This window comes from Flavobacterium turcicum (genome assembly GCF_011365745.1).
GTDB lineage: Bacteria > Bacteroidota > Bacteroidia > Flavobacteriales > Flavobacteriaceae > Flavobacterium > Flavobacterium turcicum.
This window is the reverse complement of the sequence record NZ_JAAOBY010000003.1, coordinates 167,613-193,485: the sequence shown is the minus strand read 5'-3', so window position 1 is coordinate 193,485 and position 25,873 is coordinate 167,613. Positions and strand designations below refer to the sequence as shown.

23 protein-coding genes are annotated in these 25,873 nt (G+C 35.5%); 15 read left to right on the top strand and 8 right to left on the bottom strand.

The window, feature by feature from the left end:
- Positions 1-101 precede the first annotated feature (101 nt).
- Positions 102-704, bottom strand: a complete 603-nt coding sequence (locus tag G9Q29_RS07650; protein ID WP_166135194.1) for an NUDIX hydrolase — start codon at positions 702-704, stop codon at positions 102-104.
- Positions 705-711: 7 nt separating this feature from the next.
- Between G9Q29_RS07650 and pyrE the strand changes: the two genes are divergently transcribed.
- Both pyrE and G9Q29_RS07640 read left to right on the top strand, forming a co-directional pair.
- Entirely contained in the window at positions 712-1,359 is a 648-nt protein-coding gene (pyrE, locus tag G9Q29_RS07645; protein WP_166135191.1) for an orotate phosphoribosyltransferase, read from the top strand.
- A gap of 24 nt (positions 1,360-1,383) precedes the next feature.
- Positions 1,384-1,776 (top strand): SRPBCC family protein, encoded by a 393-nt coding sequence (locus G9Q29_RS07640; RefSeq protein WP_166135188.1) that lies wholly within the window; start codon positions 1,384-1,386, stop codon positions 1,774-1,776.
- A gap of 57 nt (positions 1,777-1,833) precedes the next feature.
- On the opposite strand, the gene G9Q29_RS07635 is transcribed toward G9Q29_RS07640, so the two are convergent.
- Positions 1,834-2,562: a biotin--[acetyl-CoA-carboxylase] ligase gene (locus tag G9Q29_RS07635; protein WP_166135185.1), complete on the bottom strand. Its 729-nt coding sequence runs from the start codon at positions 2,560-2,562 to the stop codon at positions 1,834-1,836.
- A gap of 95 nt (positions 2,563-2,657) precedes the next feature.
- On the opposite strand from G9Q29_RS07635, the gene rsfS reads away from it, so the two are divergent.
- The 7 genes from rsfS to G9Q29_RS07600 all read left to right on the top strand — a co-directional run bounded on the left by rsfS (position 2,658) and on the right by G9Q29_RS07600 (position 8,272).
- Positions 2,658-3,029: a ribosome silencing factor gene (gene rsfS / locus G9Q29_RS07630; RefSeq protein ID WP_166135181.1), complete on the top strand. Its 372-nt coding sequence runs from the start codon at positions 2,658-2,660 to the stop codon at positions 3,027-3,029.
- A gap of 18 nt (positions 3,030-3,047) precedes the next feature.
- Positions 3,048-4,973 (top strand): ATP-dependent zinc metalloprotease FtsH, encoded by a 1,926-nt coding sequence (gene ftsH, locus G9Q29_RS07625; protein ID WP_166135178.1) that lies wholly within the window; start codon positions 3,048-3,050, stop codon positions 4,971-4,973.
- 115 nt (positions 4,974-5,088) lie between these two features.
- Positions 5,089-5,691, top strand: coding sequence for an LUD domain-containing protein (locus G9Q29_RS07620; protein ID WP_166135175.1), 603 nt, complete (start codon positions 5,089-5,091; stop codon positions 5,689-5,691).
- A 1-nt stretch (position 5,692) separates the two neighbouring features.
- Entirely contained in the window at positions 5,693-6,583 is an 891-nt protein-coding gene (locus G9Q29_RS07615; RefSeq protein ID WP_166135172.1) for a phosphatidate cytidylyltransferase, read from the top strand.
- Entirely contained in the window at positions 6,573-7,226 is a 654-nt protein-coding gene (locus tag G9Q29_RS07610) for a phosphatidylserine decarboxylase family protein (RefSeq protein ID WP_166135169.1), read from the top strand. The genes G9Q29_RS07615 and G9Q29_RS07610 overlap by 11 nt, the downstream gene beginning before the upstream one ends.
- Positions 7,226-7,495 carry an acyl-CoA-binding protein gene (locus tag G9Q29_RS07605; RefSeq protein ID WP_166135166.1) on the top strand — a complete coding sequence of 90 codons (270 nt, stop codon included), beginning with the start codon at positions 7,226-7,228 and terminating at the stop codon, positions 7,493-7,495. Before G9Q29_RS07610 ends, G9Q29_RS07605 begins: the two co-directional genes overlap by 1 nt.
- A 6-nt stretch (positions 7,496-7,501) precedes the next feature.
- Positions 7,502-8,272 carry a superoxide dismutase gene (locus G9Q29_RS07600; RefSeq protein ID WP_166135163.1) on the top strand — a complete coding sequence of 257 codons (771 nt, stop codon included), beginning with the start codon at positions 7,502-7,504 and terminating at the stop codon, positions 8,270-8,272.
- A 55-nt stretch (positions 8,273-8,327) separates the two neighbouring features.
- Here G9Q29_RS07600 and G9Q29_RS07595 read toward each other — a convergent pair whose 3' ends face one another.
- Positions 8,328-10,136 (bottom strand): glycoside hydrolase family 13 protein, encoded by a 1,809-nt coding sequence (locus G9Q29_RS07595; protein ID WP_205729846.1) that lies wholly within the window; start codon positions 10,134-10,136, stop codon positions 8,328-8,330.
- Between the two features lie 34 nt (positions 10,137-10,170).
- Entirely contained in the window at positions 10,171-12,036 is a 1,866-nt protein-coding gene (locus G9Q29_RS07590; protein ID WP_166135162.1) for an alpha-amylase family protein, read from the bottom strand.
- 273 nt (positions 12,037-12,309) lie between these two features.
- Here G9Q29_RS07590 and G9Q29_RS07585 point away from each other — a divergent pair, with 273 nt between their 5' ends.
- The 5 genes from G9Q29_RS07585 to G9Q29_RS07565 all read left to right on the top strand — a co-directional run bounded on the left by G9Q29_RS07585 (position 12,310) and on the right by G9Q29_RS07565 (position 19,867).
- Positions 12,310-13,941: an OstA-like protein gene (locus G9Q29_RS07585; RefSeq protein WP_166135159.1), complete on the top strand. Its 1,632-nt coding sequence runs from the start codon at positions 12,310-12,312 to the stop codon at positions 13,939-13,941.
- 165 nt (positions 13,942-14,106) lie between these two features.
- Positions 14,107-15,246 carry an aspartate aminotransferase family protein gene (locus G9Q29_RS07580; RefSeq protein ID WP_205729848.1) on the top strand — a complete coding sequence of 380 codons (1,140 nt, stop codon included), beginning with the start codon at positions 14,107-14,109 and terminating at the stop codon, positions 15,244-15,246.
- A gap of 217 nt (positions 15,247-15,463) precedes the next feature.
- Positions 15,464-16,858 carry a tetratricopeptide repeat protein gene (locus G9Q29_RS07575; RefSeq protein ID WP_166135153.1) on the top strand — a complete coding sequence of 465 codons (1,395 nt, stop codon included), beginning with the start codon at positions 15,464-15,466 and terminating at the stop codon, positions 16,856-16,858.
- 2 nt (positions 16,859-16,860) lie between these two features.
- The gene (locus G9Q29_RS07570) at positions 16,861-17,610 is read left to right on the top strand and encodes a shikimate dehydrogenase family protein (protein WP_166135150.1); all 750 of its coding nucleotides are present in this window, start codon (positions 16,861-16,863) and stop codon (positions 17,608-17,610) included.
- 322 nt (positions 17,611-17,932) lie between these two features.
- Positions 17,933-19,867, top strand: a complete 1,935-nt coding sequence (locus G9Q29_RS07565; RefSeq protein WP_166135147.1) for a DUF349 domain-containing protein — start codon at positions 17,933-17,935, stop codon at positions 19,865-19,867.
- A 64-nt stretch (positions 19,868-19,931) separates the two neighbouring features.
- On the opposite strand, the gene G9Q29_RS07560 is transcribed toward G9Q29_RS07565, so the two are convergent.
- The 4 genes from G9Q29_RS07560 to def all read right to left on the bottom strand — a co-directional run bounded on the left by G9Q29_RS07560 (position 19,932) and on the right by def (position 23,434).
- On the bottom strand, positions 19,932-21,386 hold the full coding sequence (locus G9Q29_RS07560) for an APC family permease (RefSeq protein ID WP_166135144.1): 1,455 nt from the start codon (positions 21,384-21,386) through the stop codon (positions 19,932-19,934).
- Between the two features lie 50 nt (positions 21,387-21,436).
- Complete coding sequence (gene mazG / locus G9Q29_RS07555; RefSeq protein WP_166135141.1) at positions 21,437-22,210, bottom strand: nucleoside triphosphate pyrophosphohydrolase; 774 nt, start codon at positions 22,208-22,210, stop codon at positions 21,437-21,439.
- 80 nt (positions 22,211-22,290) lie between these two features.
- Positions 22,291-22,764 (bottom strand): DUF5606 family protein, encoded by a 474-nt coding sequence (locus G9Q29_RS07550; protein ID WP_166135138.1) that lies wholly within the window; start codon positions 22,762-22,764, stop codon positions 22,291-22,293.
- A gap of 82 nt (positions 22,765-22,846) precedes the next feature.
- Complete coding sequence (gene def, locus G9Q29_RS07545; protein ID WP_166135135.1) at positions 22,847-23,434, bottom strand: peptide deformylase; 588 nt, start codon at positions 23,432-23,434, stop codon at positions 22,847-22,849.
- Positions 23,435-23,627: 193 nt separating this feature from the next.
- On the opposite strand from def, the gene G9Q29_RS07540 reads away from it, so the two are divergent.
- Positions 23,628-25,835, top strand: a complete 2,208-nt coding sequence (locus tag G9Q29_RS07540) for an FUSC family protein (protein ID WP_166135132.1) — start codon at positions 23,628-23,630, stop codon at positions 25,833-25,835.
- The last annotated feature ends 38 nt before the right edge of the window (positions 25,836-25,873 follow it).

Genomic DNA, 25,873 nt, shown 5'->3' with positions numbered 1-25,873 from the left:
TTGCACTAATTAATTAGTATACATTCGTGAAATTCGTGTTTGAGTTTGATACGTAAGGATAAGACTTTTAATCTTCTTACTATAATTCTAATAATATTAGGCTAACTAAGTTGTTTCTCCTCTTCAAAAAGTAATTTGATATTTTCATACGAATTTGTGAGTGCTTCCTTGATTTGCTCCGGATTCAACCACGCAACTTTTTCAATTCCTTCCTCTAATTGACCTTGTGGCGTACCTTCAAAATCAGATTGCATTTCGAACCAATGCGTAATCTTCAATTTGTATTTTCCATTTCGCCTGAAAACGTGGTAGGTTTTTTGTAATTTTTGGCCAATAGTTAACTTATTGACACCTGTCTCTTCCTCAACTTCTCGCATGGCAGTATCTTCAATGTCTTCTCCTTTTTCAATGCCACCCTTAGGTAAATCCCATTTTCCATTTCGAAAAATAAATAAAACCTCACCTTTTTTATTGTAAACCAAACCACCACCCGCTTTACAAACAGGAATCTTAGCTTTTAAGGTCTTCAAAATCAAGCTTTCGTCCGGATGGTACAAATAAGCCTTATTAATTTTATTTTGAAATATTTTTACAATAAGTTGCTCAATATCAATACTCTCCAATAAAAATAATTGAAAATCAGTCTCCTTAGAGATCTCATTTGTCAAAAAAAGTGGCTTGTCGTTAACAAAAACTTTATACATTTGTACTATGATTTTTAATAAAGATACAGCCGAAAAAACAGCCGAATTTCTATTGCAAATAAATGCAATTAAATTGAATCCAAGAAATCCTTTTACATGGGCTTCAGGATGGAAATCACCTATCTATTGTGACAACCGCTTAATACTCTCATTCCCAGCGGTACGAAATTATGTTCGCGATGAATTTTCAAAGAACATTGAAAAACAATTTGGAAAACCAGATGTTATTGCTGGAGTAGCCACAGGCGCCATTGGTATTGGAATGCTTGTAGCCGAAAGCATGGGTTTACCATTTGTTTACGTGCGCCCTGAGCCAAAAAAACATGGTAGGCAAAATCAAGTAGAAGGTTTTTTACAAAAAGGTCAAAACGTAGTAGTTGTTGAAGATTTAATAAGTACTGGAAACAGCAGTTTACTAGCAGTTGAAGCTCTTCGTGCCGCTGGTGCTAACATCAAAGGAATGGCTGCCATTTTCACTTATGGATTTCCAGTAGCTGATTCTAACTTTAAAACTGCAAACTTAGATTTGTACACTTTAAGTAACTATCAAAACTTACTTAATTTGGCTGTGGCGAAGCGTTACATCACCGAGGAAGAAGAGCAAACATTAAGAGAATGGAACCAAAGTCCATCTACCTGGAATGTTGAAGTTTAAAACCCAAATCTAATAAATACACCAATGAATTTAGAAAGTCCAAAAGTTACCGTAGAAAAATCAGCTCAAGAACTGTTTACTGCTTTAAGCGATGTAAAGAATTTTGAAAAACTGATGCCTGAAAATATAGCAAAATTTGAAGTTCTAGGCGATGATGCTTTTATATTTGGACTTAAAGGCATGCCAGAAATCAAATTAAAAATGAAAGAAAAAGTAGCACCAAGTAAAATTGTTTTGGGAGCTGCGAGCGATAAATTGCCTTTCACATTAGTAGCTACGATTGAAGCACTAACGGAACAAAGTAGTGCTGTAAAATTAGATTTCGAAGGAGACTTTAACCCAATGATGGCCATGATGATCAAAGGACCAATTGGAAAATTCATTGAAACTTTGGCTACGAACATGCCAAAACTATAAACTCAAAAATTATCAAAATACAAAAAGTCTTCTCGCAATAGCTAGAAGACTTTTTTATTAGTAGAGCATTTGAACTTCTTTTATATCAAACTCTTCAACTGTGTCATCTTCTAGCATTATCTGTAATTTTCCAATTAAGGAGACTCCCGTAATTATACCCATAAAACGACCTTTTAACGGTGCTTCAAATGCCATAGGAACTCCTTTTTTGAACAAAACTCCATCGTATTGATTCCAATAAAAAGCTGAGTTGCTATTCATATCTGAAGTTATTTTAAAAATGGCTTCACCAATTTTGACAGCTAAACTATCCACTTCAAAGTTACAATTGGTCACCACCGCTAAAGATGACGCTTTAGGCAACATTTCAAAATTAGTTTGATTCACATTAAGACCAAGACCAACAATGGAGCTAAATGTCGAATCACTTTTAATACTATTTTCTATTAAAATGCCACCAATTTTTTTATTGTATGACATTATGTCGTTAGGCCATTTTATACTCAATTCAGGAATATCCATTTCCTTTAAAACCGAATGAACCGCTACCGCAACGGCAATGTTTAAATCAAATAAACGATTAATATCCGACAAGAAATCTTTAACCAAAATACTCATTATTAGATTTTTACCCGACTCGGTATTCCAAACGGAGCCCATTTGCCCTTTGCCTTTTGTTTGATTTTTAGCCGTAACAATCGTATAATTATCAACCTCTTGTTTATTTGCCAAGCCTTTTAAGAACTCGTTTGTAGAATCTATGGCATCGAGTTTGATTACTTTCATAAACATTATTTTGTGAAACAGAATTTAAACTTGTGTTAAGGTTCAAAAATAACCACAAAAAATGGTAACTTTACAAACTTATATAAAAATAATTCATGGCGAAAAAGACTATAAATAATGACTTGCTTTTGGCAAATATCATTAAAGGAATTGAAGAAGTAAAAGGAAATGACATTACCATCTTGGACTTAAGAGATATCGATACCTCAGTGTGCGATTATTTTGTAATCTCAAACGGTGGATCTAACACTCAAGTAAACGCCATTGTAAACTCTATCCAAAAAACGGTTTCAAAAGAAATGAAAGACAAGCCTTGGCATGTTGAAGGAACTGATAATGCCGAATGGGTTTTGATGGATTACGTAAATATCGTAGTGCATGTATTTCAAAAACACATTAGAGAATATTACAACATCGAAAGTTTATGGGGCGATGCTAAAATAACAACCATAGAAAACAAATACTAAAGACACACATCCATAGTAATGGCCAAAGAAAACAATCCAAACCCAAATAAGTTTAAAGTAAGCCCTTGGCTGCTTTACACTGCTGTAATTTTAATATTGCTGTTCATTAGTTTCATGACTGGTGGTTCCAGCTTAAGTGAACCGGGACAATTAACTTCTTCTAAATTCAACGAATATCTAGAAAAAGGTCAAATTGAGCGCGTAATTGTTTATAATAAAGCAGAAGCGGAAGTTTTTTTAACTCCAGCTGCTATCAAAGACCTAACTCATAAAAAAGTAGCAAAAGATGTTTTTAACGAGCCAAACAAAGGCCCGCACTACACTTTTGAAATTGGTAATGATCAAATCTTTCAAACTAAACTTGAAAAAGCAGTTAAAGAAGGAAAATTAAAAGACTTTAATTTCAAAGTACAAAATAATTGGTCAGACATCTTCTTTAGCCTACTACCTATAATTGTAATCATTGCAGTTTGGCTTTTTGTAATGAGAAGAATGTCAGGCGGCGGTGCTGGTGGTGGAGGTCAAATTTTCAACATTGGTAAATCAAAAGCTAAACTTTTTGACGAGAAAACGGATATCAAAACCACATTTAAAGATGTTGCTGGTTTAGAAGGAGCCAAAGAAGAAATTCAAGAAATTGTAGAATTCCTTAAAAATCCCGAGAAATACACCAATCTTGGCGGAAAAATTCCAAAAGGAGCCCTTTTAGTAGGACCTCCTGGAACAGGTAAAACACTATTAGCCAAAGCCGTAGCTGGTGAGGCTCAAGTGCCTTTCTTTTCGATGTCTGGATCTGACTTTGTAGAGATGTTCGTAGGTGTAGGTGCTTCTCGTGTACGTGATTTGTTTAAACAAGCCAAAGAAAAATCTCCAGCTATTATTTTTATTGACGAGATTGATGCCGTAGGTAGAGCAAGAGGAAAAAGTAACATGTCAGGCGGAAACGATGAGCGTGAAAATACTTTGAATCAATTATTAACTGAAATGGATGGTTTTGGAACTAACTCGAACGTAATCGTTTTGGCTGCAACTAACCGTGCTGATGTACTAGATAAGGCTTTGATGCGTGCCGGACGTTTTGACAGACAGATCTTCGTAGACTTACCAGACATTAGAGAACGTGCTGAAATTTTTCAAGTACACTTGGCTGCTCTGAAAAAAGCAGAAGGTTTAGATACTGACTTTTTAGCAAAACAAACTCCAGGATTCTCAGGAGCTGACATTGCAAATGTTTGTAACGAAGCAGCTTTAATTGCTGCCCGTAACAACAAGACTGCAGTTGAAAAACAAGATTTCTTGGATGCAGTAGACCGTATTGTAGGAGGTTTAGAAAAGAAAAATAAAATTGTTACTCCAGAAGAGAAAAAAGCAATTGCAATACACGAAGCGGGACACGCTACAGTTAGCTGGATGTTAGAGCACGCAGCACCGCTAATCAAAGTAACTATTGTACCAAGAGGACAAAGTTTAGGAGCGGCATGGTATTTACCGGAAGAACGTTTAATTGTGCGACCAGACCAAATGCTAGACGAAATGTGTGCTACCATGGGAGGAAGAGCTGCTGAAAAGGTGACTTTTAACAGAATTTCAACTGGAGCTTTGAGCGATCTTGAAAAAGTAACCAAACAAGCTAGAGCGATGGTAACTGTTTATGGATTGAATGATAAAATTGGAAATGTTACTTACTACGACTCAACAGGTCAAAGTGAATATAATTTTTCAAAACCATATTCAGAAGAAACTGCAAAAGTTATTGATACTGAAATTTCATTATTAATTGAGGGCCAGTATCAAAGAGCCATTCAAATTCTAGAAGAAAACAAAGACAAGCTAAACCAACTGGCGGATATCCTGATTGAGAAAGAAGTTATTTTTAAAGACGATCTTGAAGCAATCTTCGGAAAACGTACTTTTGATAAAAATCTAAGTGAAGTGGTTTCCTAAAAATTAGAGCCTTTTTTCAAATATTCTTAAAATCTTAATTCAAAATCTACTTTTGAATTAAGATTTTTTTATCTTTGGACGTTCTCAAATACAAATTATAGCCGTTTACAAAAATATGAGTCTTTTTAGAAAATTTTTTAGTTCCAATCAACCTACTTCTGAAGAGGAGAAAGAAAGCGAATTTAACCTTTCTGCTTCTGAAAAAGCAATATCTATTGACGAACACTTTATTTTCAACTTCAAAAAGAATGGCGGCAAGTTCTTATATTGTGAAAATTCACATGAAGTAAAAGAACAATTTGAAAACATCTTAGAGGAAAATGATTGGTTTGAAAACGAAGTTTTGTGCTTCAATCCAACTTTATTCCCATTATTAGAAGACAACAAATTACCGTACACAGGAATTACAAATCCAAAATTTCTAATTGCTACATGCGAAAGTTTAATTGCTGAAGAGGGTTCTATTCTTTTTTCATCAAAACAAATCAAGCAAAATAAGCCAAATGATTTGCCTGCCAATATCATTGTAATTGCCAAAACAAGCGAAATTGTTGCTACAAAAAGCGATGGATTGAGCGCAATTAAAAAGAAATACGAACGCGATTTGCCTACCAATATTACGACTATAAAATATTTCGAAAAAGCAAAAGAAGAAGATTTTACACAATACGGAAGTTCTGCAAAAAACTTGTATTTGTTGCTATTAGAAGATCTATAAAATGAATGAAACTCTAAAACGAGGGATATCAGGAGTTGTTTATATAGTTTTATTAATCAGTTCTATTTTATATTCGACCGAAACTTTTTTTATTCTTTTTGGATTATTCCTTCTTATTGCTGTATACGAATTTTGTAATTTGGTTCATATACAAAAAATATTCCCCCTTTTATTTGCAGCAATCTCGTACACTAGTATTACACTTTTAAGTCATTACAATGACGTAACCGAAAATTTCATCAATGAACAATTTGACACGAAGCTTTCGCTAAAAGTAAATATTGAGCAACTTAACATTGTTCTTTTGGTAACAACGTTAGTAGTGTCTGTAAAGTGTATTTTGTTTTTATTTTATGATAAAATTCAATCCATAAGCACATCGTCTAAGTACTTGTATTTACTAGGATATATTATCTTACCTTTCATTTTCATCACAAAAATTTCATTCGGAATTAATGATTACAATCCAAAAATCATCATTGGTTTGTTTATTTTGATCTGGACTAACGACACTTTTGCTTACATCGTTGGTAAATCAATTGGAAGAACTAAATTATTAGAAAAAATTTCACCAAAAAAAACCATAGAAGGATTTGCTGGCGGAATTGTATTTGCAATCGTTGCTGGTTATCTCATATCAAAATATTACATTAAGGCGAAACCCGAATTTAGCGAAAGATCTGTTTTAATTTGGACTTCAATTGCCTTAATTGTAGGGGTTGCAGGAACTATTGGCGACTTAATCGAATCTAAATTCAAACGAATTGCTGCAGTAAAAGACAGCGGAAACATCATGCCAGGACACGGAGGCATTCTAGATCGACTAGATAGTGTTATATTTGTAGCACCTTTAATATTTTTATTTTATCAAATTTTAAATTATGTTTCATAAAGAAGGAACCCCGTCTATTTTATTAGGTACAATATTTACCTCAGTTGTGCTGTTGTTAGCTGACAATTTTATTACAAGCAGTTGGCTAAAAATGGCGATACAAATAGCTGCATTACTACTATTAATCACCATATTGCAATTTTTTAGAAACCCTAAAAGAAGTGTAATATTGAATGAAAATCAAATTATTGCACCGGTAGACGGTAAAGTGGTAGTTATTGAAGAGGTTTACGAAGGTGAATATTTTAAAGAAAACAGATTACAGGTTTCAATATTTATGTCACCAATCAATGTACACGTAACACGTTACGCAATGAGCGGAGTTATTAAATTTAGTAAATACCATCCGGGTAAGTTTTTAGTTGCTTGGCATCCAAAAGCTAGCGAGGAAAACGAAAGAACTACTGTGGTGATCGAAAATAAAAATTTTGGCGAAATATTATATCGTCAAATAGCTGGAGCACTTGCCCGTAGAATTGTTAATTACGCTGAACAAGGAATGCAAGTTGTTCAAGGTACCGATGCTGGTTTCATTAAATTTGGTTCAAGAGTAGATTTGTTTTTACCTCTGGGAACGCCAATAAATGTGGTTTTGAATCAAAAAGCGATTGGCGGAAAAACTATTATTGCAACAACAAAATAATGACTGACGCTACGTTAGAAAATCGATTTTTAGAAGCAGTACAAAAAGCTTCGGAAATGACACAAGCATCTCTGCCTCAAGACGTGCAATTGCGTCTGTACGCTTTTTATAAACAAGCGACCTTTGGCTATCTTGATCTAAAGCAAAACCCATCTTATCATTTAAGAGATGCTTTTAAAACCAACGCATGGATGCAAATTAGTCATCTCAGTGCGGAAGAAGCCAAAGAAAATTATATTGAAATCATAAATTCATTATTACAAAAATAATACACGATGAGAAAATTACAAGTAATCCTTCCTATCTTGTTTTGTTGCGTTTCATTGCAAGCATGCAAAGACGATAAATTAATTGAAGTGGTTGAAGTCCCTCTACCAGAAGAGACCGAACAAAAAACCGTAGTAGGAAATCCTGATGATGTTGTGGCTGATCCAGGTTCATTTCAGATAGAAAAACTACCATATGGTTATGATGCGCTAACACCAAGTATCAGTATTAAAACATTAGAAACACATTACTCCAAACATTACCTTACATACACGAATAACTTAAACAAAGCACTTGTAGGGACTGCTTTAGAAAACCTTACCATCGAGGAAGTTCTCGCAAAACTAGACCCTAACGATGCAGCGCTACGAAACAATGCTGGCGGTTATTATAATCATTCTTTGTACTGGAAGTGTATGGCTCCAAAATCCGGAGGTCAACCTACTGGCACTTTATTAGATGCTATAAATAAAGACTTCGGGTCGTATGATTTGTTTGTTTCTCAATTTAAAAGCGAGGCTACCAAACACTTTGGTTCAGGTTGGGTTTGGCTTATTGTAGATCGAAGCGACAAATTAGTTATCACCACAACTGCAAACCAAGACAATCCGCTAATGCGAAATGCATTGGTACCAGGAAAACCTATTTTGGCTCTTGATGTTTGGGAACATTCTTATTACTTGGATTATCAATACCGAAGAACCAATTATATTGATGGCTTTTTTAATGTTATCAATTGGAAAAAAATTCAAGAAAATTTTGAAAACACCCAAATATAAAAAAAGCTGCAGCCTATTGAGACTGCAGCTTTCTTTTTAAACTATATTTAATTTTCTACCTCTGTAATTGATTTGTAACAACTACAATACTGAGCGGCGACAGCACTACTTTTTTAAGCCTTTTACGAGTAAAAACATCTGTAAATGAGCCACTTTGTAACTTAGCATTATTTACCGTTTGACTTTTAGAACCTCGGTTGATAAATACTAAAACTTCTTCGGTACCTTTAGTTCTGCTAAATACATATAACTTTTGCTCATCATTGATCTCTAATGTTTTGTAATCTCCAGTGCGAATAGATTCGTATTTGTTGCGCAGTTGAATGAACTTTTTGTACCACTCCAATAGGTCAAAATTCACCAAAACATGATCTACATCATGCTGAGATTGGTCTGGATTCATCACTTCATCTTGGTATTTCATTTCTTGCCAAAGCATCGGTTTTCGGCAATCAGGATCATTACTGCCCCACATACCAACTTCGTCACCATAATAAATCATCGGTGAACCTAGATACAACAATTGAAATGCAGCAATAAGTTTCTGTTTTTCAATTTGAATCGTATTGGGTTTACGAGCATTGTATTGCTTGTTATTGCTTTTTTGACTCCAATTAAAATACGGTCCCCAATCACTGAATTTTTTACCATCGGGATTAGCAACTGCACTACCAATTCGGGTTGCATCATGACTACCAACTAGATTTTGCATGTTGTAAGCAACCCCTTTTCCAAAAGCATTTCGCAATTCTTTTAATTGATTATCAAAATTAGTAACAGAACTTGCGGCGGAATCTTGAACAAAAAAATCGTGTACAATGAAAGAAAAATTATAGTTCATAGTGGCATCAAATTCGTCACCACTTAAATAAGGTACTGTTTTATCAATAGGATCTACTAATTCTGCTGTAAGATATGCTTCACTATTGATTGATTTTACGACTTTACGCCAATCTTTCCAAAAAGGATGCGCAATACAATAGGCTACATCCAATCGCCATCCATCAATACCAAATTCTTTTCCTTTATTCATCGGATTCATCCAACGTTTAGTTGCATCAAATATGTACTTCTTTGGACCTTCAACTAAACCATTAGCATCTTCTTTAAATTCTGGTAAAGTTTTTACACCAAACCAACCTTGGTATTTAAACTCAGTACCTGTGGCTACATCTTTCCAACTATCAACCATAAACCAATCTTTAAAAGCTGATTTTTCTTGATTTTGTGCAACATCTTTAAACGCAAAACTATTTGCACCTAAATGGTTAAAGACACCATCAAAAATGATAAACATTTTACGCTTATGTACTTCGTCAATTAATTTTAAAGCTAGTAAATCTGCCTTGGTCCAAACCCATTTTTCAGGATTTAAGGGATCTTCATTTAAAATCATTTTTTTATCCCCTTCAGGATCCGGTCCCAATGTAGGATCAACATGATGGTAACACAAAGCATCATATTTATGTGAAGAAGGCGCCCAAAAAATAGGGTTCATATAAATTGCATTGATACCTAATGATTGTAAATAATCCAATTTATCAATAACACCTTGCAAATCTCCACCATAGCGACGGCGCTGTAAATTATAATAAATATCCTTGCCATTACTTTTTTCGTATTCTTGCAATTGGTACCAATCGCTAGTCCAAGGATGAATTTTGAAGTCTGAAGTAGTATCAAACGGATACGCTCCTTCCTGATCATTTACTTTAGGATCATTGCTTGGATCCCCATTATAAAAACGATCAGGGAAAATTTGATACCAAACTACACCTTTGCTCCAAGATGGTGTAAAATCAGTTTGTGCGAAACTTAGCGTGCAGCAAGATAGTAGCAAAAAGAGCATTCTTTTTTTGAACATTGTGGTTAAATTGGAATTAAAAATTAGTATGAGTTTACAATTGAAAAATAAACGATTCCGACGGAGCTATAGAAATCTTTATTTTTCCCTCACCGTTTTGTACTTCTAGTATTGCAGTTTGTTTTTGGTACAATTGGTCTTTAATAGAATACGAACCGTCTCTTAAATTCCATTTTGAGATTACATCCGAAGGAACTATTAAGTCAAAAGAACTTGTAGTTAACCAAGAAAAATTAGTTACAACTAGCAATTTTTGTTGATCAGACCAACGTACAAACGAGTATATTCCTGGATCATAGCCAGCGGTAAGCTCTCTATTTACCGATTGAATCTCTTGAAATTGCCCCATTAACGCCGAACTATTTGTAGAGAAATTCAACAGCCTTTTATAAAAATCACGTAAATCTTTCTCCTCTTGTGTTGATTGACCTCCGTCAAATTTACCACCATTCATCCATCTTTGGTGATTGGGTACTCCGATATAATCAAAAATTGAAGTTCTAGAATGGGTACCAAAACCAGCATTTTCATTACCTGCCTCGCCTACCTCTTGACCAAAGTACACCATAGTTGGTGACGAGCTAATTGTTGTAGAAACAACCATTAACGGCTTACCTTTTTGTGGCGTTCCGGCAAATTCAGGACTAGCCAATCGCTGTTCATCATGATTATCCAAAAAATGAAGCATATGATGTTCAATATCAGCCATACGATTTTGAATGCTAGATAAATCATCTGGCAGAGCTCTACCTTGAATAATGTCTTTTAACTTGTCATACGTCTCCACTTTATCATATAGGTAATCCATTTTACCTAAACGAATGTAATTGCGGTATTCAGCTGGGTTGTATACTTCGGCCAATAAAAAAGCATCTGAATTTCGCACTTTAATAGCCGAGTTCATGTAACTCCAAAATTCATACGGAACCATTTCGGCCATGTCAGATCTAAAACCATCTACGCCTTTATCAGTCCAATAAAGTGCAATATCTCTGAATTTTTTCCAAGAATCTGGAACGTCTTTGTCTTTCCAAAAATCAAAATGCTCTTTATATGATTTTGTATCAAATCCCGCTGGAAGTTCCGGAAAATCTTTCGTCCCGTCTGGGCGAATTCCATAATTTACTTTAACCGTTTCGTACCAATCGTTGCGATCAGGTTTTGCCATTCGGGATCCGTTACCAGTCCATTTTGCAGGAAACTCCGAAAATTTCCCATCAATTGCAGGATTAAATTCGCCGTTTAATGGCTTATCCGTATCTGGAATTTCGAAGGCAGTGTTCGGAATGTAATAAAAGTTATTGTCACGTTTGTATTCTACAGAAACATCATCATTGGCTCCAAAATCAGTTACACCTTTGGGGTTGTTTTTGCCTTCATACTTTCGCGCAATGTGATTGGGAACAATATCTATCAAAACTTTCAGGCCTGCTTTGTGTGTTCTTGCAATTAATTCTTCAAATTCTTGCAGACGGTTGACAGGATTCACTGCTAAATCTGGATTAACATTGTAATAATCTTTCACCGCATAAGGAGAACCCGCACGACCTTTTACCACCTCTGGGTCATCATTTGAAATGCCTACATTGGTATAGTCTCTAATCACAGCATGATGCGGAACACCTGTGTACCAAATATAGGTAGCACCCAAATCTTTTATTTCAAAAAGAGCTTTGTCAGTAAAGTCATTAAATTTCCCAACTCCATTTTCTTCAATGGTTCCCCACGGTTTATTGGTCGTATTGGTATTGCCGAACAAACGTGTAAACACTTGATAAACTACTTCTTTTTTTGGAGTATTGCTGTCATTGTACTTTTTATCCATCGTGATTCCTTTTGTTTTACAAGCTGTTGCGCAAAGCACTGCACTCAATCCTGCAACGATAGTTATTTTTTTCATAATATAAAATTATCTAAACTACTTTAAGATGTTTTGCACCTTAAAAAGAAATTAAAGTTGAAATTTAATATATTTTTGCTGCAACTCCGATTCTAGCTAAAAATTTTATCCGCCATAATTTGTTTTCAAATTTACTACAACGAAAGAGTTTACCAAACTGTTGATAACTTTGACTAAAACAGCATTACCATCCTCCTAAGACCGCTTATAAATAAATCTTAATATCGATTAGTATTGCTTGCTTTTTCATAAATTTGTGAAAAATTTAATCCCTTGAAAAAACTGTTGCTTTTTGCTCGCTTTGCTTTCCTTTTTTTGGTAAGCAGCACCCTTTTGGCACAAGCTCCCAAAAAAATAATCATCGAAAATGCTGATTTTTCAGATGTGAATCAAGTTGAAGTCCCTGATGCTGTTTTGTTGATTGGAAATGTTCGTGTGAATCACGACGGCATTGTGCTTACCTGCAACAAAGCCTACTATTTCGAGAAAGAAAAATACATCAAAGCCTTTGGAAATGTACAAATGGTTCAAGGTGACACTTTATTCTTGAACAGTAAATACGCTGAATACAATGGCTTGGTTAAAAAAGCTTACGCTTCAGGAGAGGCTGTCATGAGTTCGCCTGACGCCACTTTAATGACTGAAGTTCTTAATTTTGACCGAAACATTCAAGAGGTGTATTACGACACGCCCGGCACCATCATCAACAAAGACAATACGCTGAAGAGTAATTCTGGACGGTATTATGTAAAGGAGAAAAAATTTCAATTTTTAACGGCTGTTAGCATCACCAATCCTACCTATGTAATCAAGTCGAATCACTTAGATTATTTTAGTAACTCTGGTCACTCCTATTTGTTGGGACCATCAACAATTACTAGTAAAGCCAATTATATTTATACTGAAAAAGGTTTTTACGATACTAAAAAAAATCTCGCCCATTTTTTAAATAAATCCTATATCCGGTATGACGATCGGTTAATAAAAGGAGATAGTTTGTACTACGATAGAAATCGAGAATTTGCATCGGCTAGTAGGAATGTAAAAATAACCGACTCTATTAACCGCGGAATAGTAAAAGGACATTACGCCGAAGTTTACAAAAAACTAGACTCCATGTTTGTAACCAAGAGAGCAGTTGCAGTGAATTTTGTAGAAAATGACTCGGTTTACATTCACGGAAAAAAATTAATGGTGACCGGGAAAGAGGGAAATCGAATCATTAGAGCATTTAATAATGTTCGGTTTTTCAAAAAAGATATGAGCGGTAAATGTGATTCTATTCATTCTAGCTCGAAAACAGCTTTAACAAAACTAATTGGAAATCCGATTTTGTGGAACGCTGAAAACCAAATCACAGGCGATGTCATGCACTTGATTGGTAACAATACAACAGAAAAGTTGGATTCGCTAAAAGTTCTCGAAAATACGTTTATTGTCTCCAAAGACACAATTGGGACCGGTTACAATCAAGTCAAAGGTCAAAACTTGTATGGGAAATTTAAAGAAGGAAAACTGCACGATGTAGATGTGGTAAAAAACACTGAAGTTATTTATTACATGCGCAATGACGACCAAGAATTAATTGGTATTAATAAAAACAAAAGCAGTAAAATCAATTTGATTTTAGAAAATAATGAGGTGGAAACCATAACTTTTTTCCAACAAGTTGATGGCGATATTTTTCCTGAAAAAGAATTACCTGAAAACGCTCGAATTCTGCGTGGTTTAGTTTGGCGTGGCGACGAGCGAATCAAATCAAAAGATGATATTTTTCCGCCAGAAGAAAATATCGACAATGATAAAATTGAAAAGGCTTTAAAAACTGCAGTAGCCAAGAAAAATGTTCCATTGAAAACTAGGAAAGAAACGCTGAATTATGACAAAAAGAAGGCTAAGAAATAGTCGCAGTTTGCAGTCGCAGTTTACAGTAATATAGTATCATTTGGCAGTGTGCAGTCGAATTGAACATTTAGCTAGAAAAAAAGCATAAAATAAACGAATAAACAATAATTTGTGAAGACAGATTTTTTAACATACCAAGCTCAAACTTCTCCGTATCCGCTAGGAATGGAAATATCGCATGCCGTAGGAAGCTATATTTACAATACCAATCAACAAAAATACCTTGACTTTGTAGCAGGCGTTTCAGCTTGTTCACTTGGTCATCAACACCCAAGAGTGAACCAAGCAATAAAGGATCAGCTAGACAAATATTCACACGTGATGGTTTATGGCGAATACGCTCAAAGTCCAGCTGTAGAATATTGCAAACTTATGGCATCCCTTCTACCCGATCCATTAGATACTACCTATTTAGTAAATTCAGGTACAGAAGCAATCGAAGGTGCACTCAAATTGGCACGCAGAGTAACGGGGCGCAGTCAGCTTATTTCCTGCCATAACGCCTATCACGGTAATACAATGGGATCTTTGAGTGTGATGGGATTTGAAGAACGAAAACAAGTATTCAGACCGTTGATTCCTGATGTAGATTTTATTACTTTTAATAACGAAGCCGATTTAGAAAAAATCACCACCAAAACAGCTGGAATTTTACTAGAAACTATCCAAGGTGGAGCCGGTTTTATACAACCAGAGAACGATTTTTTACAAAAAGTACGCGCTCGTTGCAACGAGGTTGGCGCATTATTAATTTTAGATGAAATCCAACCCGGATTTGGGCGTACAGGAAAACTGTTTGGTTTTGAACATTACAATGCAATTCCTGATATTGTAGTCATGGGTAAAGGAATGGGCGGCGGCATGCCAGTGGGTGCTTTTACTGCTTCTGCCGATATGATGAAACTTTTGAGTCACAACCCCAAATTAGGACATATAACCACTTTTGGAGGACATCCTGTCATTGCGGCAGCTTGTTTGGCTACTTTGAAAGAAATTACAGAGACCAATTTAATGGCCGAAGCGCTTGAGAAGGAAAAACTGTTTCGCTCGCTTTTGGTACACCCTTTGATACAGGAAGTTAGAGGAAAAGGATTGATGCTAGCCGCAATGACCGCAGTTCCTGAAATAACAAACGAAGTAATTTTAACCTGTCAAGACAGAGGATTGATCTTGTTTTGGTTGCTTTTTGAAGGATGTGCTATTAGAATTACGCCTCCATTAACTATTTCTGAAGATGAAATACGCGAAGGTTGCGCCATCATTTTAGAAGTTATGGATGAAATCCATGCCCGAAATAACAAATAAAAACGTAAAAGCTTTAACAAGTTCAAGTTTGATGTTGAATCGAAAATAGCTAAACCATGTAACCGAAGAGGTAAAAGCGTGATAATACAAATAGCTTTCTCTGACGATACAAAACAACGAAGGCGTGTTAATTAAATTGTTCACAACAATTTGAGAGAGCAACCTCAGTACAAAACCGAATGCCTAATTTTAGGTAAGTCAATTAAAAACACAAAGTATGCAATTAAGCAACGAAGAAGAAGACTATAACTTATCTCTTTCCAAATTTGAATCGATGTTGAAAACGAACAAGGTTTTCTTTTTTGACTCGGAAGAATTTGAAGAAATAATCCTGCATTATCTTGATATGGGCAAGGCTTCTTTGGCAAAAAAAGCACTCAAACTAGCCCTGGAACAACACCCGAGATCAACTGGATTAAAGTTGGTTCAAGTAGAAATGTTGGTCTACGATGACAAACTAGAATTGGCTGAAAAATTGCTGAATGAACTGTATGCTATTGAACCTAATAACGAGGAAATTTACATACAAAAAGCCAATATTTGTTCCAAAAGAGACCAACACGAAAAAGCAGTTGAATTGCTTAAAATTGCTTTACAATACACAGACGATTTGGCTGATGTATACAACTTGATTGGCATGGAATACCTTTTTATGGATAATTTTGAATTGGCAAAAACCAACTTCATCAATTGTCTAGAGGAAGATCTTGAAGATCAATCGGCGTTGTACAACGTTGTATACTGCTTTGAGTTTTTAGACCAAAATCAAGATGCCATACAGTTTTTAAAAACCTATATCGACAAAAAACCATATAGCGAAATTGCTTGGCACCAATTAGGTCGCTTGCACTATAGTGAAAAAGAATACCAAGATGCCATTCGCGCCTTTGAATATGCTACGTTAATTGATGACGAATTTTTAGGTGCTTTTATGGAAAAAGCCAAAGCCTACGAACGACTCAAAAAATATGAAGAAGCTATTGAAAGCTATACGCGCACCATCGAATTGGATGATGCTACTTCCTATGCTTTGTTACGATTAGGAAAATGCCACGAAAAGTTAGGCAATAGTGCCTTGGCAATCAAATTTTACAACCAAACCGTACACGAAGACCCTTTGTTAGATAAAGGTTGGATTGCCATTACTGATTTTTATGTTCGATTAAAAAATTATCAAAAAGCATTGTTCTTTGTCAATAAAGCGTTGGCAATTGATAATCAAAACCGCTTGTATTGGAAACGTTATGCGAGTATTAACAAGCAAATGAACTTTTTTGAAGAAGCAGAATTTGGCTATCGCAAAGCAGTTGAATTTGGAGAAACCGGTTTAGAAACCTGGCTTTTTTGGGTAGATATTTTACAGTTTTTAGGCGAATTTGAGAGTGCCGTGCAAACTTTATTGCAAGCCTCTGAGTATTTCCCTGAAGAAAACGAAATAGAATACCGCTTGGCCGGAATATATTACATGATTTCTGATGCAACTAAAGCTAAGTTTCATTTGAGTAATGGATTGCGATTGAATTTTGAAAATCATACCCTTCTTGAGGAATTATTCCCGGTGGTTTGGGCCAAAAAATCAGTTCAAAACTATATTGCCAAAAATAGAAAATAAAGATGAGTGAACTGCTTCGTAAACGTTTTGGGTTATTAGGACGCAACATTAGCTATTCTTTTTCGAAAGGATATTTCACAGAAAAATTTGCCAACGAAAATTTTGAAGGTCATAGTTACGAAAATTTTGACATAGCTACGATTGACGAATTTCTAGAAGTTATAAGCAACAACAAAGATTTAAAAGGCTTGAATGTGACCATTCCGTACAAAGAAACGATCATTCCTTACTTGCAAAAACTATCTAAAAAAGCAGCTCAAATTGGTGCTGTGAACACTATAAAAATTACAAAAAAAGGAAATTTAAAAGGCTACAACACGGATTATTTTGGTTTCAAAAAATCACTACAACCACTATTGCAAGCATATCATAAAAAGGCATTAATTTTAGGTACAGGCGGCGCTTCAAAAGGAGTCGCATTTGCATTAGATGAACTCGATATTCCGTACACTTTTGTTTCTCGTGAAAGCAAGGAAAACAGTATTGGATATGAGTTAATAAATGCAACCACTTTTGATAATTACCAAATTATCATCAATGCAACTCCCGTAGGTACTAGCCCAAACACAAATGCGTGCCCTGATTTGCCTTATGAATTTTTCACGACAAAACACATTGCTTACGATTTAATTTACAATCCAGCCGAAACACAATTTCTTAAAAAGGCGGCGGCGCAAGGCGCACAAACCCAAAACGGTTTAGACATGCTGATTTTTCAAGCTGAAAAAGCTTGGAAGATTTGGAATAGATAAAACCTATCTCTTAGTTTTAAAACTCCCAAAACGATTTTGTTTTTGGGAGTTTTTTGTTTTGGAAAAGTATTATGACAAAACCCATAACCCAAATGGAAGTGGCAGCTTTCAAATTTTAAAAAGCAAGATCCTTTCGGCCGTAGTTTTTTTGATCGGAAATGTAGTGAACAGCTGAACATCGAAGATTCAGCAGAGCTAAATTGCTCATAATGAAAATTCTCTTTTGCAATGTGATTAATAAAGTACGTTGTATATTTTGTATTTTCGAACGGCTTTACTACCTTTCGACTTGATTATAAACCACAACTTATACATTGAACCAATGTTAGAAGAACAGAACGATAACCTGTTGCGTACGGAAAACGACACAGATGGAAACACCGCACAGCAAGAAGCAACTGAACCAACTATTGCTACTACTGAACCGCAAACTGATACGCACGCACAAGCCGTAGAAGCTATTGCAGCTACTAATGCCGCTAAAAGTGAAGAGGCTACGCCTAATGAGGAATTGCAAATACCGATGCAAGATTATGAGGCTTTACCACTAGAAGATTTGGTGAGCGCACTCAAAGATTTTGTGAGTAAAGACCAACCTTTGAGCTTCAAAGAACACATTGAGGAGATTAAAAAAGCATTTTTGGCTAAATACAATCACTTGATTGAAGAAAAAAGAGCTGCTTTTTTGGCTGAAAATCAAGACCCAACTGAGGATTTTGAATACCACTCGCCACTGAAAGCACAGTTTGACAGCTATTTTTCAAAATACAGAGAACTAAAAAACAATCACTTTAAAAGTGTACAAAATAATTTAAAAGCGAATTTAGAGGAACGTTTGGCTATTGTCGAAGCACTAAAGGAGCTTATTGACCCACAGACGAACATTAAAGATATCTTGAAACCCTTTAATGAATTGCGTGAGCGTTGGAAAAATGCGGGTCCGATTCCTAAAGACAAATACAACCATGTTTGGAACAACTACCATTTTCACGTAGAGAATTTTTACGATTATTTGCACCTTGACAGAGAAGCGCGCGACCTTGATTTTAAGCACAATTTAGAGCAAAAACAAAAAATTGTAGCGCGTGTAGAAGCCTTGGTTCATGAAGAAGATGTTGCCAAAGCTTTTAGAGAATTACAAGATTTACACCGCATTTGGAAAGAAGATATTGGTCCTGTTTCACGCGAGCACAGAGAAAGTATTTGGAATCGTTTTAGTGAACTCACTAAACAAATGCACGATAAAAGAGAACTTTTGTTTGAAAACCAGCGTGCAGTTGAAAATGATAATTTGAAACGCAAAGAGGAAATTATTGCGCAAATTGAAGTTTTGGCTACTGAAAAAGTAGAGGCTCATACACAATGGCTGGCGCAAATTGCAAAAGTAGAAGCTTTGAGAAACGCCTTTTTTGAGGCTGGAAAAGTTCCTGCTGAAGTAAACGAAGCTACTTGGAACCGTTTTAAAATAACCGTTCGCAACTTCAATACTTTTAAAAACTCGTTTTATAAAGACATCAAAAAAGATCAAAACGACAATTTGAATAAAAAATTGGCTTTGGTTGCCAAAGCACAAGAGCTTCAAGAAAGCACTGACTTTGCTGCTACTACACCTATCATGAAGCAAATTCAAGAGGAATGGAAAACTATTGGTCATGTACCTAGAAAACATTCTGAGAAAATTTGGAAGGATTTTAGAGCGGCTTGCAACCACTATTTTGATCAATTGAAAGCACACCAAAACGACGAAAATAACGAAGAAGTTGTTGCTTTTGAAAATAAGAAAAATTATTTAGAAGGATTGCGCACTTTTGAATTATCAGGAGAGCATAAAGCCGATTTAGATGCCATTAAATTGCATATTGAAACTTGGAAAAACTTTGGTAAAGTACCGTTCCCAAGAAGACATATTGAAGGTAAATTCAATAAAATTTTGGATGCGCTTTTTGAAAAATTAAGTTTGAGTAAAAAAGATACTGACATGATGCGTTTTGCTGACAGAATGGATCAATTATCAGAAAGTAATGATAGCCGTAAACTGGATAGCGAGAAGATTTTTATCATGCGCAAAATAGAAGAAGTTCAGAATGAAATTTTTCAATTGGAAAACAATATTCAGTTTTTTACCAATACTAAAAATGCCAAAAAAGAAAATTCTATTGTATTAGAGGTTCGTAAAAACATCGCTATTCACAAAGAAGGTCTTGAAGTTTGGAAAGAAAAACTTCAGCAATTACGTAATATTAAAATTGAAGAGTAGTATTACAACTCATAAAAAAAGAGGCCAAATGGCCTCTTTTTTTATATCTAATTTCGAATTAAATTCAGGACTGTCCTTTTTTGTTCATCACTAAATAGTATACCGGAATTCCCAAAGCCACAATACACAAGCCCAAACCAGTATTGAACGTGTCGTAAATCAATAAAGTGATACAAATTGCTACTGTTACTATGATGTAAAGTGCAGGAACTACAGGATAGCCAAATGCTTTGTAAGGCCTATCGGCATAAGGTTCCTTTTTTCGTAAAATAAAAACTCCTAAAATAGTAAGAATATAAAATAATAAGGACGCAAAAGTGGCATAGGTCAATAAATCACCAAACTTACCCGAGATACATAACACACATGCCCAGATACATTGTACCCATAAAGCTTTTGCAGGAACTTGATTTTTATTTAACTCCGTAGCTTGCTTGAAAAACAAACCATCTTTGGCCATGGCAAAAAACAAACGACCACCCGAAAGAATCAAGCCACTATTACAACCAAAAGTAGATACCATAATCAAAGCTGCCATTACAAAAACACTCACATCACCCATTATCATACTTGCAGCTGCCGCTCCTACTCTATCGTTACTGGCAAACATAATTCCGTTGGCAGCAATATCAGTAGCTGCAGGCGTTCCTTGCAAAGGTAATAATGCCAAATAAGCCACATTGGCTAAAACGTAAACCACGGTAACGATTAAAGTTCCCAGAAACAAACTACGTGGAATATTCTTTTTGGGATCTTTGATTTCACCGGCAATAAAAGTCACATTATTCCATGCGTCACTAGAAAATAAAGAGTTAATTATTGTTGCTCCAGCTGCTCCCAAAAGCGCTATCCCGGCAAGTTTTGATACAGTAACTGAACCGTCAGGCTGTATTACGGTTTTACTAGCTTCCCACATGTTTTCGAAATTATCCGACAAAACGTTGGTTTGCAACCCCACATATAATCCTAAAATAATCAATGCAAATAGGGCAATCAATTTGGCAGATGTAAAAATAAGTTGGACTGTTTTACCGCTTTCAACTCCTTTGGTGTTGATGTAAGTTAGTAAAACAATACTAAAAATAGCCAGTACTTTTTGATAAGAAAAAACAAAATTTTCGCCTACTGTAAATAACGTTTGATCTAATACTGGAAAAAAAATAGCGGCATAATTTGCAAAAGTTACTGCTATCGCTGCAATAACTCCGGTTTGAATTACCGTAAAAACTGTCCAACCGTACAGGAAAGAGACCAACCTACCGTAAGCGCGCTGTATGTACACAAATTGTCCACCGGCTTTTGGCATCATGCCTGCCAGTTCCCCATAGCTCAATGCTGCAGCCACAGTAATGATTCCGGTTATGATCCAAATGACTAACAACCAAGCAGCAGAACCAATATCTCTGGCCATTGCTGATGTTACAATAAAAATTCCAGAACCAATCATGGAACCAGCAACTAAACTCGTTGCATCAATTAATCCTAATGATCTTTTTAACTCGGTTTTATCTTCTGACATTGGTAATTTTTTATAAATCTAAAACTAAACTTTAACTCTGAAAACAAAAACTACAACTTCTTTGCCTCTTCCCAAAAAACATCCATCTCTGCTAATGTCATATCCATGAGAGGTTTTCCCATTTCACCAGCTTTACTTTCTAAGTACTGAAAACGTTTGATGAATTTTTTATTGGTTCTTTCTAATGCATCTTCGGGATTCACTTTCAAGAAACGCGCGTAATTGATCATAGAAAACAAGACATCGCCAAACTCAGCTTCTATTTTATCTTGATCGCCAGCTGCAACCTCAACTTGTAATTCTTGCAATTCCTCTTGCACTTTGTCCCAAACTTGTTGTGGTTCTTCCCAATCAAATCCAACACCTTTCACTTTGTCTTGAATTCGGCTGGCTTTCACTAAGGCTGGTAAACTTTTTGGGACTCCTTCTAAAACTGATTTCTTGCCCTCTTTAAGTTTCAGTTTTTCCCAATTTTGTTTTACTTCTTCTTCATCTTCAACAACCACATCCCCGTAAATATGTGGATGACGGTGAATCAATTTCTCTGAAATTTCATTACATACATCAGCAATGTCAAAATCATTAGTCTCACTTCCTATTTTGGCGTAAAAAACCAAATGTAACAACAAGTCGCCCAACTCTTTTTTTACTTCAGTCAGATCATTATCTAAAATAGCGTCGCCCAACTCATAAGTTTCCTCGATGGTAAGGTGACGTAAGCTTTGCATGGTTTGCTTTTTATCCCAAGGGCATTTTTCACGCAAATCGTCCATGATGTCCAATAATCGTTCGAAAGCTTTCAGTTGGTTTGCTCTAGAGTTCATCTGTATTGTTTTTTAGTAAAAATAAAAAAATCCTGTTCAGAAAAAACTGAAACAGGATTAATTTGTTATTTAGTTATGCGCTACTCTTTCTTAGCTTTTGCTTTTTTAGCAGGCGCTTTTTCTTCGGTTGCTTCCGTTGCTTCTTCTTCTGGAGTTGCCTCTGTGGCAGTAGGACTTACCAATAAATCTTTTGCTTGTAAAATACCGTACCAATTTAAAATTTTCTTGATATCTGATGGGTACACGCGCTCTTCATCGTAATTTGGCAAAATTTCTTTAAAGTAAGCTGCTAATTTAGCGTTGTCTTCTTTATGTGAAAGTGCTGGACCATTATTTTCTTTATCAGCAATAGTTTGCATGATTTCGGCCAACGGTTTTTCACCTTCGTACGTATAAATTGAAATTTCAGAAAGCAAACTTACATTGCTTTTTAAATTTACTGTAATTTTTTTTCCATCAGCCAATGATTCAGCTACGAATCCAGTTCTGGTTTGTACTCTCAAAATGTATAAACCTGGTTTCCCAGAAATAGCTAATATTTTTTCTAAATTCATGTTGGTGTAATTAGTATTAAGAATTTGATTAATTAATTGCTGCGTGTGGACCAAAAATCATTCCACTTGTCGCGTTTGGAATTTATCTTCCTTTTTTACCAAAAAATTTCATTCGGTATTCTTGGAATGTCTTTCCTTCAAGGATGTTTTTTAATTTCTTTTGAATCAATCTTTTTTTCAAGGAAGATATTTTATCGGTAAATAAAATTCCTTCAATGTGATCGTACTCGTGTTGAATTACGCGAGCGATGAGTCCGTCAAAAACTTCTGTTTTTACCACAAAATCCTCTTCACAATATTCTACAGTAATAGTAGGATTACGATATACGTCTTCACGAACGTCAGGAATACTCAAACATCCTTCGTTAAAAACCCACTCTTCGCCTTCTTCTTTGACCATTTTGGCGTTGATGAACGTTCTTTTGAAACCATTCAATTTTTGTTGTTCGGTAGCCGCTAAATCGTCGTCATCACTAAAAGGAGTAGTGTCGATTACGAATAATCGCAAAGCCAAACCTACTTGAGGAGCAGCCAAGCCCACACCATGCGCATTATACATGGTCTCGTACATGTTCGCGATAGTTTCTTTTAAATTAGGATGCTCAGGTGTTACCACCTCGCCTACTTTTCTTAAAACGGGATCACCGTATCCTATAATTGGTAAAATCATGGTGTTGAAATATTAATGATAAACGGAACCAAGACAGTATTGCCTTTTGTTTCGGTGTGCAAAAATAGTAAAAAATTAGACATTGAATAATGCGTAGGTCATTATTCGTAAGTAATAGTCATTTTTAATAAATCAGATCGGGATTTCTTTTGCAGGAGAGCGCTAAAACGTATCTTTGTTTCAATACGGTTATATGTTACAATCTATCTCAAAAGTTACCAACACTACTTATTTTACCAATGCTGTAAAAGTGACATTGGCAGCGGTCATCCCGGTACTAGTCTTGTCCTACTTTGATCATTTTCAATGGGGATTCACAATGGCTTTGGGAGCAATTTTTGTGTATCCCACTGATATACCATCGAGCTTACAACACAAAATAAGAGGGATGCTTTTTACAGCAGTCCTAGTAAGTACCTTAACCGGATTTGTGCAATTACTAATGCCGTACTCTGTTGTGTTTTATCCTTTAATGCTACTTTTGCTGTTTTTTATTTCAATGCTTTCGGTATACGGGCAGCGAGCGAGCATGGTATCTTTTACAGGACTCATAGCTATTTCTTTGGCATTTGCAAATGTAAGCACGGGTGCAGCAATTTTTACACATGCCGCATTTGTTTTAGTTGGGGGACTATTTTATTCACTTATCTCTGTTATTTTTCATTATATCAGACCCAACCGCTATGCTGCGCTTGAAATGGCTTCTTGTATTAAGCTTACTGCGAAGTATTTAAAACTAAGAGGTGACTTATGGAGTATTGATGCAAACCGAAAATCTATAATAGAGCAACAATTGCATTTGCAAGTTGACCTCAATACCACACAGCAAAATTTAAGAGAGGTCTTGATTGGTAGTCAAACTGCTGCCGGTTCCTCTGAACAAAATAGAAAAATGCTATTGATTTTTATTTCCTTAGTTGAAATTCAAGAATTGGCTCTTTCTACTGCATTTGACCATGATACCTTACATCAAAAATTCGATGCCCATCCGGCAGTATTGCGTACTTACCAAAACCTAGCTTACAACCTAGCGGCTAGCTTAAAAAAATTATCAAAAAACATTAAAAAAAGTAAGATACATCAAAGCGAGCACACTCTGAATAGCGATTTAAATGCCTTGCAAGAAGCTATTATGAGTTATCAAAAGGAACTTGGTACAACTGCAGCTGCAGAGGGTGTTTTGATGTTAACCACTATGTTGCACTACGCTGAAAAGCAAGTTGAAAAGATAAAAATTGTTGAGCGAGCTTATTCTTCGACATTTAGTAATGCAGATTGGAAAGGAATTGACAAGGACTTAGAAAAATTTTTAACCCCAGAGTATTATCCTTGGCGAACTTTAGTTCAAAATTTTAGTTTTTCATCGATACTTTTTCGACACTCCTTACGATTAACGCTAACACTAGCCGCAGGTTTTGCATTAGGCCATAGCTTTGATTTTCAAAATGCCTATTGGATTTTGCTCACCATCATCGTAATTATGAGACCTGGTTACGGCCTGACAAAAGAGCGTTCTTTTCAGCGAACACTTGGAACTATATTTGGCGGTGTTTTAGCATTTGGCCTTTTGTTTGTGGTTAGTAGTACGCCATTTCTTGCGCTACTATCCATTATTTGCATGCTATTGGGATTTACTTTTACACAAGTCAATTATAAATTAAGTGCCACTTTTGTAACTATGTATGTGGTATTTATTTACGGGATTTTGACACCAAACAGCAGTGATTTAGTACAATTTCGAATTTTAGATACAGCTATAGGTGCAACTCTAGCATTTTTAGCCAATTATATTTTATGGCCATCATGGGAGTTTTTACATGTACCAAAACATCTTGAAAAGGCTATTAAAGCCAACCAAGATTATTTAAAAGAAATAGCTCTTTTTTATCAAACTAAAGGTGCAATTACTACCTCATACCGCTTGGCTCGCAAAAATGCTTTTGTGGAAACAGGAAATTTAATGGCTTCTTTCCAAAGAATGGTGCAGGAACCTAAATCAAAACAGGTGCATTTGGCACAAACCTATAAATTGGTGGTACTCAACCATTCCTTACTTTCCTCACTTGCTTCGGTGGGAACTTATATACAATCACATAAAACAACGAAAGCGTCAGAAGCATTTCAAATTGTAGTGCAAGCAGCCATTCAAAATTTAGAACAGGCTATTTTGATTTTACAAGCAAATGCAACCAACGAAATATTTGAAACTGATAACGAAGCTGTAAAAATTAGATTTTCAGAACTGCAACAAGTAAAAGAAAAAGAAATAAAGGCCAATATTGGACTGGATGAAGAAGCTTTTCAAATCAAAATGCAAGAAGCCCAATTGATAATTGAGCAATTGCTTTGGCTGACTAACTTATCTAAAAACATTGTCAAAGCAACGAAAAGCATGCAATAAAAAAAAAGGTACTAAATAGAAGTTTTTCTACTTAGTAC